12 protein-coding genes and 1 riboswitch are annotated in these 15,040 nt (G+C 71.3%); of the genes, 5 read left to right on the forward strand and 7 right to left on the reverse strand.

What is annotated here, in order from left to right; all coding sequences use genetic code 11:
* Nucleotides 1-99: 99 nt before the first annotated feature.
* Nucleotides 100-1,386 carry an acyltransferase family protein gene (locus IF30_RS0128985; RefSeq protein WP_051711450.1) on the forward strand — a complete coding sequence of 429 codons (1,287 nt, stop codon included), beginning with the start codon at nucleotides 100-102 and terminating at the stop codon, nucleotides 1,384-1,386.
* Nucleotides 1,383-2,804 (forward strand): acyltransferase family protein, encoded by a 1,422-nt coding sequence (locus IF30_RS0128990; RefSeq protein WP_051711452.1) that lies wholly within the window; start codon nucleotides 1,383-1,385, stop codon nucleotides 2,802-2,804. Before IF30_RS0128985 ends, IF30_RS0128990 begins: the two co-directional genes overlap by 4 nt.
* Nucleotides 2,805-2,895: 91 nt before the next feature.
* Here the strand turns inward: IF30_RS0128990 and IF30_RS0128995 are convergent, their stop codons facing one another.
* The 7 genes from IF30_RS0128995 to IF30_RS0129025 all read right to left on the reverse strand — a co-directional run bounded on the left by IF30_RS0128995 (nucleotide 2,896) and on the right by IF30_RS0129025 (nucleotide 11,287).
* A complete protein-coding gene (locus IF30_RS0128995) occupies nucleotides 2,896-3,960 on the reverse strand; it encodes an ABC transporter ATP-binding protein (RefSeq protein WP_030243938.1) in 1,065 nt (354 codons plus the stop codon).
* Nucleotides 3,961-3,994: 34 nt separating this feature from the next.
* Entirely contained in the window at nucleotides 3,995-5,065 is a 1,071-nt protein-coding gene (locus IF30_RS0129000; protein ID WP_030243940.1) for an ABC transporter ATP-binding protein, read from the reverse strand.
* Nucleotides 5,062-6,072, reverse strand: a complete 1,011-nt coding sequence (locus tag IF30_RS0129005) for an ABC transporter permease (RefSeq protein ID WP_030243942.1) — start codon at nucleotides 6,070-6,072, stop codon at nucleotides 5,062-5,064. Before IF30_RS0129005 ends, IF30_RS0129000 begins: the two co-directional genes overlap by 4 nt.
* 98 nt (nucleotides 6,073-6,170) lie before the next feature.
* The gene (locus IF30_RS0129010) at nucleotides 6,171-7,934 is read right to left on the reverse strand and encodes an ABC transporter substrate-binding protein (RefSeq protein ID WP_030243944.1); all 1,764 of its coding nucleotides are present in this window, start codon (nucleotides 7,932-7,934) and stop codon (nucleotides 6,171-6,173) included.
* Between the two features lie 56 nt (nucleotides 7,935-7,990).
* On the reverse strand, nucleotides 7,991-8,980 hold the full coding sequence (locus IF30_RS0129015) for an ABC transporter permease (RefSeq protein WP_030243946.1): 990 nt from the start codon (nucleotides 8,978-8,980) through the stop codon (nucleotides 7,991-7,993).
* A gap of 445 nt (nucleotides 8,981-9,425) precedes the next feature.
* Nucleotides 9,426-10,361: an enhanced serine sensitivity protein SseB C-terminal domain-containing protein gene (locus tag IF30_RS0129020; protein WP_051711453.1), complete on the reverse strand. Its 936-nt coding sequence runs from the start codon at nucleotides 10,359-10,361 to the stop codon at nucleotides 9,426-9,428.
* A gap of 116 nt (nucleotides 10,362-10,477) precedes the next feature.
* Nucleotides 10,478-11,287 (reverse strand): enhanced serine sensitivity protein SseB C-terminal domain-containing protein, encoded by an 810-nt coding sequence (locus IF30_RS0129025; protein ID WP_030243952.1) that lies wholly within the window; start codon nucleotides 11,285-11,287, stop codon nucleotides 10,478-10,480.
* A 256-nt stretch (nucleotides 11,288-11,543) separates the two neighbouring features.
* Nucleotides 11,544-11,647: riboswitch (glycine riboswitch) on the forward strand.
* A 230-nt stretch (nucleotides 11,648-11,877) separates the two neighbouring features.
* Here IF30_RS0129025 and gcvT point away from each other — a divergent pair.
* The 3 genes from gcvT (at nucleotide 11,878) to glyA (ending at nucleotide 14,860) form a co-directional block, all read left to right on the forward strand.
* On the forward strand, nucleotides 11,878-12,999 hold the full coding sequence (gene gcvT, locus IF30_RS0129030) for a glycine cleavage system aminomethyltransferase GcvT (RefSeq protein ID WP_030243955.1): 1,122 nt from the start codon (nucleotides 11,878-11,880) through the stop codon (nucleotides 12,997-12,999).
* A 121-nt stretch (nucleotides 13,000-13,120) separates the two neighbouring features.
* Nucleotides 13,121-13,498 carry a glycine cleavage system protein GcvH gene (gene gcvH, locus IF30_RS0129035; RefSeq protein WP_030243956.1) on the forward strand — a complete coding sequence of 126 codons (378 nt, stop codon included), beginning with the start codon at nucleotides 13,121-13,123 and terminating at the stop codon, nucleotides 13,496-13,498.
* 81 nt (nucleotides 13,499-13,579) lie between these two features.
* Nucleotides 13,580-14,860 carry a serine hydroxymethyltransferase gene (gene glyA / locus IF30_RS0129040; RefSeq protein WP_030243958.1) on the forward strand — a complete coding sequence of 427 codons (1,281 nt, stop codon included), beginning with the start codon at nucleotides 13,580-13,582 and terminating at the stop codon, nucleotides 14,858-14,860.
* Nucleotides 14,861-15,040: the final 180 nt, after the last annotated feature.

Genomic DNA, 15,040 nt, shown 5'->3' on the forward strand with positions numbered 1-15,040 from the left:
CGGACCGGCGGTCACGTTTGGTGACCGTCGGGCACTTTCGGTCACCGGGCGGAGGCGGCCCGCGCCCGTCCGTCCGGCCCGGCGGCTAGCCTCCCGGCTGTGAAGCTGCAATCCCCCGCCCGACCCCGGCTCGGCTGGCTCGACGCGCTGCGCGGACTGGCCGCCCTGGCCGTCGCGCTGCACCACTTCGGCCTCCTCGACAAGATCCCGCACGGGTCGAAGGTGCCGAAGTACCTGGATCTCGGCTTCTTCGGCGTGATGCTGTTCTTCCTGGTCAGCGGCTACGTCATCCCGGCCTCGCTGGAACGGCGCGGCGACGTGCGGGCGTTCTGGCTGGGCCGGTTCTTCCGCATCCACCCGGCGGTGGTCGTCACCGTGGGGGCGAGCCTGCTGGTCCTGCCGCGCAGCTCGACCGCCGTCCAGGACTTCTCCTTCGACCACCCGCTGCTGTCGACCGCGGCGAACGGGCTGATGCTGCAGGACCTGATGGGGGTGCCGAGCAGCATCGGGGTGATGTGGTCGCTCACCTACGAGATGGTCTTCTACTACTTCGTGACGGCGCTGTTCGTCCTCGGGTGGCACCGGCACAGCGCACCGGTCACGGTCGGTTTCGCGGCCGTCGCCCTGGTGCTCGGCGCATGGCTGCCGCTGGGCGCCATCACCGTGGACCTCGCCTCGACCAGGCACCTGGTGACCGCCGGCGCGGTCCTCGTGGTGACGGCGATGGCCTGCATCGCCACCGGCCGCCCGGAGCCGACCCGTTGGGGTTCCCTGCTGCTCGGCGGTCTGGGCCTGGCCCTCGTCACGCTGAACAGCCGCGCCGCCGGGTTCGAGACCATGATGATCTTCGCGACCATGTTCGCCGGAACGGTGCTGTACCGGCTGGAACACGGCCGGATCGACCGGCTCCCGGCCCTGCTCTGCTGCTCCTTCGTCGTCGTCTGCGGCGTCGCGGTGGGCTACCTGTACGACCACGGCACGGCCCTGTGGCACACCTGGACCGCGTCGTGGACGGCGTTCTCCCTGACCTACCTCGCCGCCTGGGCCGTCTTCGCCGGCGGCATGCTGCTGCGACACCGGCGTTTCCCGCGCTGGCTCAGCGGGCTCGGCACGATCAGCTTCTCGGTCTACCTGCTGCACGGCCCGCTGATGCACCTCATCGGCTGGAAGCTGCGGGGCCACTCCCCGATCGTCGGCTGGAAGGGCCAGGCGGCCCTCACGGCCGGCTTCCTGGCGGCGCTGGTCGTCCTGGGCTACCTCGGCTACCGCCTGGTGGAGATCCCGTTCCAGAACCTCGGCCGCAGGGCGGCCAAGGCGCTCGACCGCCGCTTTCCGGCGACCGCCGCGGTACCCGCGGAGCGGATTCCGCTAGCCTCCCGCGTGTGAAGCTCATCGAACGCGCGCCATGGCGCCGCAACAACGCCCGTACCGCGGCGGGCGGCCCGGCCACCGCCTCGGCGCGGCTGGGCTGGCTCGACGCCCTGCGCGGCATAGCCGCGCTCTCCGTGGCGGTCTACCACCTGGCCCTGCCGTTCGTCTGGCTCCATGCCGACCACGTGCCGCGCTACCTGGACCCGGGCATCTTCGGCGTGATGCTGTTCTTCCTGGTCAGCGGCTACATCATCCCGGCCTCGCTGGAACGGCGCGGCGACGTGCGGGCGTTTTGGGCGGGCCGGTACTTCCGGATCTACCCGGTGGTGATCGTCGCGGTGGTGGCGAGCCTGCTGGTCCTGCCCCGCAGCCACACGGTCGTCCAGGGCTGGGCGTTCGACCACCCGCTGCTGACGCTGGCGGGCAACGGCCTGATGGTCCAGGACATGATGGGCGTCACGAACGTCATCGGGGTGATGTGGACGCTCACCTACGAGATGGTCTTCTACTACTTCGTGACGACCCTCTTCGTCACCGGCCGGCACCGGCAGAGCGCCCCGATCGCGATCGGCTTCGCGGCCGGCGCGCTGGTCCTCGGCGGCTGGCTGCCGCTCGGCTCGATCACGGCCGACGGGCTGCCCGCCGTCCGGAACCTGGTGCTGGCCGCCGGGATCGTCGTGGTCGCCGCGATGGCCTGCATCTTCACCGGCCGCGCCGACCTGACCCGCTGGGGCGGGACGATGCTCGGCGGGCTGGGCCTGGTGCTGGTCCTGCTGAACAGCCGGTCCGCCGCCTTCGAGAGCCTGATGGTCTTCGCGACCATGTTCGCCGGGACGGTGCTGTACCGGCTGGAGCACGGCCAGATCGACCGCACCCCGGCGGTCCTGTGCTGCGCCTTCGTCCTCACGGCGGGCTTCCTGTCCGGCTTCATGTACAACCACGACCAGGCCCTGTGGCGCACCTGGAGCGAGACCTGGAAGTCCTTCTCCTTCGCGTACCTGGCCGCCTGGGTCGTCTTCGTGCTCGGCATGCTGCTGCGCCGGCGGCGGTTCCCGCGGGCGCTCGCCTGGCTGGGCACGATCAGCTACTCGGTGTACCTGCTGCACAACCCGCTCATCCACGGGATGGAGTGGCTGCTGGAGGACCGCAAGCCCTTCGTCTCCTGGCAGGGCCGCAGCGTGCAGTTCGTCGCCTTCATGGCCGCCCTGCTGCTGGTCAGCTACCTCAGCTACCGGCTGATCGAGATCCCGTTCCAGAACCTCGGCCGCCGGGCGGTCAAGGCGCTGAACCGCCGCTTCCCGGCCGAGGCGCTGCCGGCCCGTCCGGCCGGCCGTGCTCCGGGCGGACCGCTGCCGGCGGACGCTCCGCGGGCGGCGGCCGCCTCCGTGCCGGAGGCCCGGGAGTCGGCGCCCGTGACGACCGGCCGCCCCTGACGGTTCCGGCCCGGACGACGGAAGGCCGCCCGCCCCCTGGCCGGGGGTGGGCGGCCTTCCGCATGGGCGGCCTTGCGCGTCGGGCCGGAGCTCAGGAGGCAGTGGCCTCCGGCGCGCCCGCGGGCGCGTTCTCCGGGAAGTGGCAGGCCACCTGGTGTCCGGTCGCCAGTGCGGTGAGCGGCGGCTCCTGGGTGGCGCAGACGTCCTGCGCCTTCCAGCAGCGGGTGCGGAAGCGGCAGCCGCTGGGCGGGTTGATCGGGGAGGGGACGTCGCCGGTGAGCAGGATCCGTTCGCGGCCGGCGCGCTGGCGGCGGCGCGGGTCGGGGACGGGCACGGCGGACATCAGCGCGTTGGTGTACGGGTGCATCGGGCTGCGGTAGAGCGCGTCCCGGTCGGCGATCTCCACGATCTTGCCGAGGTACATCACCGCGACCCGGTCGGAGACGTGCCGGACCACCGAGAGGTCGTGCGCGATGATCAGGTAGGTCAGTCCGAGTTCCTGCTGGAGGTCGTCCAGCAGGTTGACCACCTGGGCCTGGATGGAGACGTCCAGGGCGGAGACCGGCTCGTCCGCGATGATCATCTTCGGCTTCAGGGCGAGCGCCCGGGCGATGCCGATGCGCTGGCGCTGGCCGCCGGAGAATTCGTGCGGGTAGCGGTTGTAGTGCTCGGGGCTGAGGCCGCACAGCTCCAGCAGCTCCTGGACGGCCTTCTTGACGCCGCCCTCGGGCTGGACCCCCTGGAGCCTGAAGGGCGCGCCGACGATGGTGCCGACGGTGTGCCGGGGGTTCAGCGAGGAGTACGGGTCCTGGAAGATCATCTGGATGTCGCGGCGCAGCGGCCGCATCGCCCCGACGCTCAGGTGGGTGATGTCGGTGCCCTCGAACTCGATCTTGCCGCCGGTCGGTTCGTCGAGCCGGGTGACCAGTCGGCCCATGGTCGACTTGCCGCAGCCGGACTCCCCGACGACGCCCAGCGTCTCGCCGGCGTTGACCGAGAAGTCGATGCCGTCGACGGCCCGCACCGCGCCGGTCTGACGGCGGAGCAGCCCGCCGCGGATCGGGAAGTGCCGGGTCAGGCCGGTCACCTTCAGCAGCGGCTCGCGGTCGGAGGCGGGCGCCGGCCCCGGGATCGTGGCCGCCTGAGTGTCCGTCATCGGTTCTCTCCAGAAAGGTGGTACGAGGCCGGGCTCACAGCCGGGGCGCGATCTCTTCGGCGAAGATGCGGTGCCGCTCGCCGACCGGCAGGTGGCAGGCCGCGTAGTGGCCGGGTGCGGCTTCGGCCAGCACCGGGACCTCGCTCGTGGAGCGCCCGTCGGTCAGGTCGGCGTACGGGCAGCGCGGGTGGAAGGCGCAGCCCGTCGGCACGTTGATCAGGCTGGGCGGGGTGCCCTTGACCGGGACGAGCCGGTCCTGCAGTTCCCGGTCCAGGCGCGGCATCGAGCCCAGCAGGCCCCAGGTGTAGGGGTGTTCGGGCGCGTCGAAGAGGGTTTCGGCCGGTCCGCGCTCGATGCACTTGCCGCCGTACATGACCAGGATGTCGTCGGCCAGTTCGGCGACCACCCCGAGGTCGTGGGTGATGATGATGACGGCGGAGCCGAACTCGTCCTGGAGGTCGCGGATGAGGTCCAGGATCTGCGCCTGGACGGTGACGTCCAGGGCGGTGGTGGGCTCGTCGGCGATCAGCAGGGCGGGGTCGTTGACGAGCGCCATGGCGATCATCGCGCGTTGGCGCATGCCGCCGGAGAACTGGTGCGGGTAGTCGTCGACCCGGCGGTCGGGCTGCGGGATGCCGACCCGGTCGAGCATCTCGATCGCCCGGGTGCGGGCCTGCTTCTTGGTGGCCTGCGGGTGGTGCACCCGGTACGCCTCGACGATCTGCTGCCCCACCGTGTAGTAGGGGTGCATCGCGGTCAGCGGGTCCTGGAAGATCATCGCCAGTTCGCGGCCGCGCAGTTGGCGTACGCGGTCCGGTCCGGCGGCGATCAGGTCCTCGCCGTCGAGCAGGATCTCGCCGCTGATCCGGGCCCGCTTGGAGCGGTGCAGGCCCATGATGCCGAGCGAGGTGACGGACTTCCCGGAGCCGGACTCGCCGACGATGCCGAGGGTGCGGCCCTTGTGCAGGTCGAAGCTGACCCCGTCGACCGAGCGGACCAGGCCGTCGTCGGTGTCGAAGTGGATCCGCAGGTCGCGCACGGAGAGGAAGGGGTCACCGGACGGGGCCTGCGCGGTGGCTTCCGTGGTCTTCTGGAGCTCGGTCACGAGAGCCTCACCCGGGGGTCGACGAGGGCGTACAGGAGGTCGACCACGAGGTTGCAGGCGACGATGAAGAAGGCGGCGAGGAGGGTGACGCCGAGGATCTTGGGCAGGTCGTTGTCGGAGATCGCCTGGACGGCGAACTGGCCGACGCCCTGGAGCGAGAAGACCTGCTCGGTGATCAGGGCGCCGCCGAGGAGCAGCCCGAGGTCCATGCCGAAGATGGTGACGATCGGGGTGAGCGCGGCGCGCAGCCCGTGCCGGGTGACGACCTTGCGCTCGACCAGGCCCTTGGCCCGGGCGGTGCGGATGTAGTCCTCGCTCATGGTCTCCAGCATTCCGGCGCGGGTGAGCCGGGCGTAGAGCGCGGAGTAGAGGAAGGCCAGCGAGATCCAGGGGAGGATCAGGTTGCGGGCCCACATCAGCGGGTTGTCCGTGAAGTCGACGTAGTGCAGGTTGTCCAGGATCGGCCACTCGTAGCTGAACAGCGTGAGCAGCAGCGCGCCGGTGAAGAAGACCGGCAGCGAGACGCCGGCGAGGGCGACGCCCATCGAGAGCCGGTCGAAGATCGACTTCGGCTTGAGGGCGGAGACGACGCCGGTGGCGACGCCGGAGACCAGCCAGAGCACGGCCGCGCCGGCGGCGAGCGACATGGTGACCGGGATCCGCTTGGACAGCTCGGGCCAGACCTCCAGGTGGTTCTTGAAGGAGTAGCCGAAGCAGGGCACGTGGCAGGTGGCCGGTTCCGGCCCGAACTTGTACTCGGCGCCGCTGACCAGCGCCTTGAGGAAGTTCCAGTACTGGACGTACAGCGGCTGGTCGAAGCCGAGGTTCTGCTTGACCGCGGCGATCGCGTCGGGTGAGGGGTTCTTCCCGATGTACTGGGCGGCCAGTTGGTCGGCCGTCTCGCCGGCGACGCGCGGGAGCAGGAAGAAGATCGCGAAGGTGACCGCGCTGACGACCAGCAGCAGCAGCACCGCCGCGAAGATCCTGCGGATGATGTAGGCAAACACAGTTGGGCGGCTCCGGCGGCCCGCCGTCGTCCGGGATCCTCCGGACGACGGCGGGCGCCGCTGCCTTCACCTGCCTTCAGGGATGCGGAGCCAGGCTCTTACTTGGTGGTGCCGATGTTCAGGTAGTCGTACTCACCCGAGAACGCCGGGGTGGAGGCGATGTTGGTGGCGTTGTCCGGGCGGTACAGGAAGACCTTGAAGTAGGTCAGCGGGACGATGACCGCCTGCTCCATGACCTTCTTGTCGATGTCGCCGTAGAGCTTCTCGCGGGCGCCCTTGTCCGTGTTGACGGCCGCGTCGTCGATCATCTTGTTGACGGACGGGTCGTTCAGCTGCGACAGGTTGCTGTTGCCGGAGGCCTTGATCGCGCGGCCGTCGACGATCTGCTGCAGGAAGCCGTACCCGGTCGGCCAGTCGGCGCCCCACTGCATCATCATCAGGCCGATGTTGTGGTCCTTGGTGAACTGCGGGGCACCGGCGCTGTCGGTCAGGTACTTGCCCTGCGGGAACTGCTGGATCTCGGCGTTGATGCCGACCTTCTTCAGCGCGGCCTGGATCGAGGTGGCGGCGGCGACCTCGGTGGCGCGCTCGGTGCGGGCCGAGATCACGGTGTTGATGCTGTCCTTGCCACAGGCCTTCAGGGCGTCCTTGGCCTTGGCCTCGTCACCCTTGTTGTCCTTGGTCTCGAACTGGTTGAAGTCCTGGTGGCCCGGGATGTCCGGCGGGAGCACCGTGTTGGCGATCTGGCCGCGGATCGGGCCGCCCTCGGCGGTCTGCACCGAGACCTTGTCGATCGCGAACTGGACGGCCTTGCGGCAGTCCACGTTGTCGAACGGCGCGACCTGGGAGTTGATCGCCAGGTAGACCAGGCGGCCGCCGTAGGCGTTGTCGGTGCTGGCCTTGAGCTTCGGGTTCTGCAGGATCTGCGCCTGGGTCTGCGGGTCGACACCGCCGCCCACCAGGTCGACCTGGGCGTTGCCGGCCAGCAGGTCCTTGTCGATGGTGGCCTGGTCGATGTTCATCTTGAGCACGATCTTGTCCGGCAGCTGCTTCCGGATCGGGTCGGTGCTCTTGTCCCAGTTGGTGTTCGGCACCAGGACGGCCTGCTTGCCGTCCTCGTAGGACTCGAACTTGAAGGAGCCCGAGGACACGATGTGCTTGACGTAGTCGGCACCGGTGTCCTTGGCCTGCGGGACCGGCGCGGTCTGCGGGGCGCTGACCAGGTAGTCGAAGTCCGCGAACGGGTGCTTCAGGTGGAAGACGACCGTGGTGTCGTCCGGCGTCTCGATCGAGTGCAGGTCGCCGGTCTTGTCCTTGTACGGGCCCGCGTACGGCGTGTCGTTGTCGACCAGCAGGTCGTGGAAGTAGGTCGGGCCGTTGGAGTTCACGTCCGGCGCGAAGTTGGAGCGCTCGACGGCGTACTTGACGTCCTTCGAGGTGATCGGGGTGCCGTCGTCGTACTTCAGGCCCGCGCGCAGCTTGTAGGTCCAGGTCAGGCCGTCCGCACTGGGCTGGCCCATGGACTCGGCGAGGTCCGGGACGAGCTTGTTGCCGTCCTCGCCCGCGGCCGGGTTGAAGGTGGTGAGCGGGCGGGCGTACAGGCGCGAGAAGTTGTAGATGTACGCGTAGTACGTGTTGCCCGGGTCGAGCGAGTCCGGGGTGCCCTTCATCTCGAAGGTGACCGTCCCACCCTTCTTGTCCGAGGCGTTGACGATGTTCTTGGTGGCCGCGTTGGCTCCGCCGCCCGAGGCGGAGGACGACGAGGACGAGTCACCGCTCTTCGACGAGCTGGAACAGCCGGTGACGACCAGGACCGCGGCGGCGGCCGCCGCGGTCAGGGCGACGGTACGGGACCTGCGCATGGGTGAGATCAACCCCTTGAGGATGTGGAGGCGGTGGAGGGTTCCGACGCTGGGTGTCAGTTGCTCTTGGGATCGAGGGCGTCACGCAGCCCGTCGCCGAGCAGGTTGAAGGCGAGCACGGTGATGAAGATCGCCAGCCCGGGGACCACCATGTACTGGGGGTCCACCTGGTAGTACCGGATCGCGTCCTGGAGCATGCCGCCCCAGGAGGCCTGCGGGGGCTGGATGCCGACACCGAGGAAGCTCAGCCCGGCCTCGAAGAGGATGTTGGTCGGGATCAGCAGGGTCGAGTAGACCAGGATCGGACCGACCAGGTTGGGCAGCAGTTCCTTGAACAGGATGAACGGGCCGCGGGCCCCCAGGCTGCGCGCCGCGTGGACGAACTCCCGCTCGCGCAGGGAGAGCGTCTGTCCGCGCACGATCCGGCCCATGTAGGGCCAGTTGAAGAAGCCGATCACGAAGATCAGGACCAGCATGTGCAGCGGAAGGCCGTGCAGGCCGAACGCGCCGCCCTGCAGCGAGGTCGAGATCGCGATGGCGAAGAGCAGCAGCGGGAACGCCAGGAAGACGTCCATCACGCGGCTGATCAGGGTGTCCACCCAGCCGCCGTAGTAGCCGGCCATGATGCCGAGCACGGTGCCGATGGTGTTGGACAGCAGGGTCGCGCCGAAGGCGACCAGCAGGGAGACCCAGGAACCCTCGATGACGCGGGTGAGCAGGTCGCGGCCCTGCAGCGGGTCGACGCCGAGCAGGTGGTCCCCGCTCATGCCGCCCCAGTCGCCGAACGGCAGACCGCCGAGGTCGGCGTCCAGCAGGTCCTGGTGGAGGGCGTCGGGGTCGAGGCCGAACACCGACTCGATCGGCTTGGCCAGCACGGCGAGCAGGATCAGCAGGATCACCACGACGCCGCCGGCGACGGCGGCCTTGTCCCGCTTGAAGCGGGTCCAGGCGATCCGACCGAGGGAGCGGCCCTCGATCGTCTTGGCCGGGCTCGCGGCGGCGGCTGCCTCCGGCTCGTTCCCGGCGGTGGTCACGGATGCGGTCATGGTCAGTTGGTCCCCTCGCCGACGGTGGCCGGCCCACGGGTGCCGGTCGCCGGCTTCGGCGGTGCGGCTGCGGACGTGCGAAAGGTGCTAGGAGGAACGGGTGTTCGCGGCAGTGCGTCGTGCACAGGCACTGCCGTCACGCGGGATGGGCGTCGCGTGGGCTGGCGGTCGGCACGCGCGCTCACCTTTGTGGGGTTCCAGTACGCGCGGTGCGTTGCGCAGAACTCTCTGCCATGCGAACTGGCTTACGCCAGACCTGACAACCGAGAGATGCCCAACTGTGATCTGCAGGCATGCATCCCCCCGGCCTGCGGCATATCCCTCTTCACATGCCTGTAACAGGCATGTCAAGGCGATCGTGGCCCGCGAACCGGAAATTCGTCCGGAAAGCATCGAAGCCGACTTGATGGTCGATCAAGTCGGCTTCGCGGAAAAGGCCTGCCGGTCAGCGCCCCGGATATCCGGGCCACGGCCGCTGCGGCGGCTGCTGCTGCCAGCCCTGCGCGGGCGGCTGCGTCCCGTAGGACCACCCCGGCGTCGGCTGCCCCGGCATGGACTGCCCCGGGTACGGGGGCGGCGGCACCGGCGGGTACGGCCCGGTCGCCGGGCGGCCCGCCTCCCGGTCGAAGAACGGGCGCGAGTTGGCGCGCATCCACAGCGCCACCGGGTCGTACTCGTCCGACATCGCCACCGTGGACACCGCCAGCCCCTCGGGGGCCACCGCGATCGCCCGCTGCATCAGCGCGCGCACCGCCTCCACCGCCGGCGGCGAACTCTCGTACAGGTCCAGGCCGATCGCCAGGTACGGCTCCCCCACCGCCGGCTGCACCCAGGCCCGGCGCAGCGCCCGCACCGCGCGCACCTCGCCGGCCTGCCGCTCCAGCAGCGCGAAGAACTGCTGGGCGTTGACCTGCGGCTCGCTCAGCTTCAGCGGACCGGCCGGCAGCCGGTCCAGGCCCGCGGCGACCCGCCGCAGGTCCGCCCAGGGCACGCCGACGCCGCCGCCGGGCGCGTGCGGGTTGAGCCACAGGCCCCAGCGGGTGCGGTACAGCGACGCGGCGATCTCCCGGCCGGAGATGACCTCGTGGGCCCGGGCCCACCCGGAGGCGGCCAGTTGCTCGGGCGAGGTGACGGCGGGCGCGTAGCCGTGGCCGCTGATCTCCATGTTCCCGTACTGCGCGTCCGGGCTGCCGGGCGTGCCGTGCCAGAGCAGCATCCAGACCCGGCCGTCGGCCAGCGCGTGCAGCAGCCGCTCGTACGCGTCGTAGCGCTCCGGCGCGACCTCGCGCAGGGCGTGCTCCAGCACGCCCGGATCCGCTCCCGGGCGCCCGGCCGGGCCCCAGGGCCCTGGCACCCCGCCCGCTCCCGTTCCCGCACTCATGCGCCCACCTCGCCGCGCCTCTTTCCTCGAACCGCCGGCCCGTCAGCCGTCTGCACGCACCCTATGGCGCGGCACCGGCCACCGCCACGGCGACGTGCCTGTGATACGAACCCCGCTCACGCCCGCGCGTAGAAGGGCATGACCTGGGTGAGCAGCCACTCGACCACCGGGTCGTCGGCGAGGTCGAGCAGTACGAGGTGGACGCCGCCCGGCAGCGGCGCGGTTCCCAGCGCCCGGCCGAGCGCCTCGTTCACCGCGGCCGGGTCGGCCGGGGCCGCCGGGTCCAGTTGGACGCCCACGAACATCACCGTCGGCTCGCCCTCGATGCTGGCCAGCGCCCGGCGGGCGGTCAACACTCCGGGCAGTGCGGACAGTTCGGCCCGGCAGGCGGCCAGGAAGTGCTCCGGGTCCTCGCCCGGCACCGGTTCGCGCAGCGCCACCCGGCCGCCGGTCGGCGCCGCCGGGTCGGCGCCTTCCACGCCCTCCCAACGGTCCTGCCGGGGCCCGCGGCGCAACTCGGCCACGCCCTGCGGCGGCACCGGGATGCCCACCGCCGCCTCCGGGTTCACCGCGATGCCCACGCCCAGCGGCAGCCCGCGGGCGAACTCCCAGACCGGCGCGACGGCGAAGGCCATCCCCGGCGCCTGCTGCAGGAACACCTCCTGCGAGGAGAACACCGGCACGTACGGGTCGCCGGCCAGCTCGATGGTCGGCAGGTCCAGCGCCTGCCCCTGCGGGTCGGCCCCGGCCGGCAGCGGCACCCACACCTGGCTGCGGGCCAGCACCTCGATCACCCGCGGCGTCGCGCCCGGGTCGCCCAGGGCCGCGGTCAGCACCTGCTCCAGCTCGTTGGCCGGCCACGTGCCGCCCGCCGGCGCCTGCTCCGGACCGCCCCACCCCTGCTGCTGCTCCACCGGGTACTCCATGCGCCGCCGATTCCGCCCTCTGCCGGTCGGCCGCCCACTGCTGCGCCGACGCGCAGAAGTCTAGGGCCCCGGGGCGCTCCTCTTAGGGCTCCTGTTCGGTACGCCGCCCCGGGCTGCCGCGCGGTGCGACGCCCCGGCCTGCCGCGCGGTGCGCCGCCCCGTGCCGGGCCCCTCTCCCCTCCTCGTCCCGGACGTGCCATGATGTGCGCGTCCGACGGCATGCGCCGCGGGCCCCCACAACTCCATACCGGCCGCTCGAACCCGCGCGGGAGAGCCCGGAGTGCCGCACGACGGCACAGCCGGCGCCGAAGGAGCAAGTCCTCCCCGGAATCTCTCAGGCCCCCCTACCGCACGGGTTAGGCACATCTGGAAAGCGGCGCACGGCCCTGTCGCGCGCCCACCCACGGTGCAAGCCGCCATGCTGTGCCCGATGCTGGAAACAGCTGCGGGCCGCTCGGCGGTGAAGCTCTCAGGTTCGACGACAGATGGGGAGACCCACGCCGCCGCATGCCCGCGCGCAGGGGTCGGTCCCCAGCGGGTCCGGTCCGGCGCGTGCACCCCTGAGTGCCCCGACCGAGGAGTTCCTGGCCATGTCGTCCCTCCGCCTGACCGCGCTCGACGCGCTGCACCGCGCCCTCGGCGCGACCATGACCGACTTCGCCGGCTGGGACATGCCGCTGCGCTACGGGAGCGAGCGCGAGGAGCACCTCGCCGTCCGCACCAAGGCCGGTCTGTTCGACCTCTCGCACATGGGCGAGATCACCGTCACCGGCCCGCAGGCCGGCGAGATGCTGGACCACGCGCTGGTCGGCTTCGTCTCCGCGCTGGGCGTGCTGCGCGCCCGCTACACCATGATCTGCGCCGAGGACGGCGGCATCCTGGACGACCTGATCGTCTACCGCCTGCGCGAGGACGCCTTCCTGGTCGTCGCCAACGCCTCCAACGCCCAGCTGGTCCTCGACGAGCTGATCGCCCGCGCCAAGGGCTTCGACGCCGTCGTCACCGACGACCGCGACACCTACGCGCTGATCGCCGTCCAGGGCCCGGAGGCCACCGCGATCCTCGCCGGGACCACCGACGCCGACCTGCCCGGCCTGAAGTACTACGCGATCCTCCCGGCGCAGGTGGCCGGCCGCGAGGTGCTGCTCGCCCGCACCGGCTACACCGGCGAGGACGGCTTCGAGATCTTCTGCCGGCCGGCCGACGCCGAGGAGATCTGGCAGGCGCTGACCGCCGCCGGCGAGGGCCGCGGCCTGATCCCGTGCGGCCTGTCGTGCCGCGACACGCTGCGCCTGGAGGCGGGCATGCCGCTGTACGGGCACGAGCTGTCCACCGACCTCACCCCGTTCGACGCGGGCCTGGGCCGGGTCGTCCGCTTCGACAAGACCACCAACGACGGCGCCTTCGTCGGCCGCAAGGCGCTGGAGCAGGCCGCCGCGGCGGCGGAGAGCAACCCGCCGAAGGTGCTGGTCGGCCTCGTCTCCGACGGCAAGCGGGTGCCGCGCGCCGAGTACACGGTGGTCTCCGCCGACGGCGCCCCGATCGGCCGGATCACCTCCGGTGCGCCGTCCCCGACGCTGGGGCAGCCGATCGCGATGGCCTACGTCGACGCGGCCCACGCGGCCCCCGGCACCTCCGTCGCGGTGGACGTGCGCGGCAGGCACGAGCCCGTCCGGGTCGTCGCGCTGCCGTTCTACAAGCGCGCCCGCTGAGGTCCACGAGCGCGCCCGCCGGGCCGCCCGCCCCCCCTGTTTTCCCCATACCCGCACGTCGGAGCCGTCCACGTGGCGGCCCGCTTCGCCGTACCCGCTTCCCATCCTGGAGAATGACGCCATGAGCAACCCCCAGCACCTGCAGTACACCGAGGAGCACGAGTGGCTGACCGCCGCCGACGCCGACGGTGTCTCCACGATCGGCATCACCCAGCACGCCGCCGACGCGCTCGGTGACATCGTCTACGTGCAGCTGCCCGAGGTCGGCGCCGCGGTGACCGCGGGCGAGACCTGTGGCGAGCTGGAGTCCACCAAGTCGGTCAGCGACCTGTACTCCCCGGTCACCGGTGAGGTCACCGAGGTCAACCAGGACGTCGTCGACGACAACGGCCTGGTCAACAGCGCCCCGTTCGAGGGCGGCTGGCTGTTCAAGGTGCGCGTCGAGGCCACCGGCAAGCTGCTCAGCGCGGCCGAGTACGACGCCTTCGTCAAGGCCTGACCCGCTCGTGACCGGGCGGGCCGCGCACGCGTCGGCCCGCCCCACCGTCCCTCCCCTCTCCTCCACCGGGAAGACCACACCATGACGGTTCTCAACCAGTCCCTGCACGCCCTCGACCCGGAGATCGCCGCCGCGGTCGACGCCGAGCTGCACCGCCAGCAGACCACCCTGGAGATGATCGCCTCCGAGAACTTCGCCCCGGTGGCGGTCATGGAGGCCCAGGGGTCGGTGCTCACCAACAAGTACGCGGAGGGCTACCCCGGCCGCCGCTACTACGGCGGCTGCGAGCACGTCGACGTGGTCGAGCAGATCGCGATCGACCGCATCAAGGCCCTGTTCGGCGCCGAGCACGCCAACGTCCAGCCGCACTCGGGCGCGCAGGCCAACGCCGCCGCGATGTTCGCGCTGATCCAGCCGGGCGACACCATCCTGGGCCTGAACCTGGCCCACGGCGGTCACCTGACCCACGGCATGAAGATCAACTTCTCCGGCAAGCTCTACAACGTGGTCGCGTACCACGTCGACGAGAAGACCGGCCAGGTCGACATGGCCGAGGTCGAGCGCCTCGCCAAGGAGCACCAGCCGAAGCTGATCATCGCCGGCTGGTCCGCCTACCCGCGGCAGCTGGACTTCGCCGAGTTCCGCCGGGTCGCCGACGAGGTCGGCGCGCTGCTCATGGTGGACATGGCGCACTTCGCCGGCCTGGTGGCCGCCGGGCTGCACCCCAACCCGGTGCCCTACGCGGACGTGGTCACCACCACCACCCACAAGACCCTGGGCGGCCCGCGCGGCGGCGTCATCCTGTCCAAGGCCGAGTACGCCAAGAAGATCAACTCGGCGGTCTTCCCCGGCCAGCAGGGCGGCCCGCTGGAGCACGTGATCGCGGGCAAGGCCGTCGCCTTCAAGGTCGCCGCGTCCGAGGAGTTCAAGGACCGCCAGCAGCGCACCCTGGACGGCGCCCGCATCCTCGCCGAGCGCCTGCTGCGGGCCGACGTCGCCGAGGCCGGCGCGTCCGTGCTCTCCGGCGGCACCGACGTGCACCTGGTCCTGGTCGACCTGCGCAACAGCCGGCTCGACGGCCAGCAGGCCGAGGACCGCCTCCACGAGGTCGGCATCACGGTCAACCGCAACGCGATCCCGAACGACCCGCGCCCGCCGATGGTCACCTCGGGCCTGCGCATCGGCACCCCGGCCCTGGCCACCCGCGGCTTCCAGGCCGAGGACTTCCGCGAGGTCGCCGACATCATCGCCGAGGCGCTCAAGCCCGCCTTCGACGAGGGCGTCGCCGCCGCGCTGAAGGCCCGCGTCACCGCGCTGGCCGAGAAGTACCCGCTGTACCCGACCCTGGCCAACCAGGAGTAGGTCCGCACCGGCCGGTCCTGGGCGACCGGCCACAGGTGACCGGCCTCACCCCTCCGGCGCACCTGGGACCCCGGGGCACCGCGCACACTGGACAGTGCGCGCGGTGCCCCGTCCCATGTCGGCCGCACGCCGGCCGGCACCGCCCCGGCCCGCCCCGCCCGCCCTTGCCAAGCCCTGCCC

The sequence above is a fragment of the Streptomyces sp. NRRL S-350 genome, from assembly GCF_000719705.1.
Taxonomy (GTDB): domain Bacteria; phylum Actinomycetota; class Actinomycetes; order Streptomycetales; family Streptomycetaceae; genus Kitasatospora.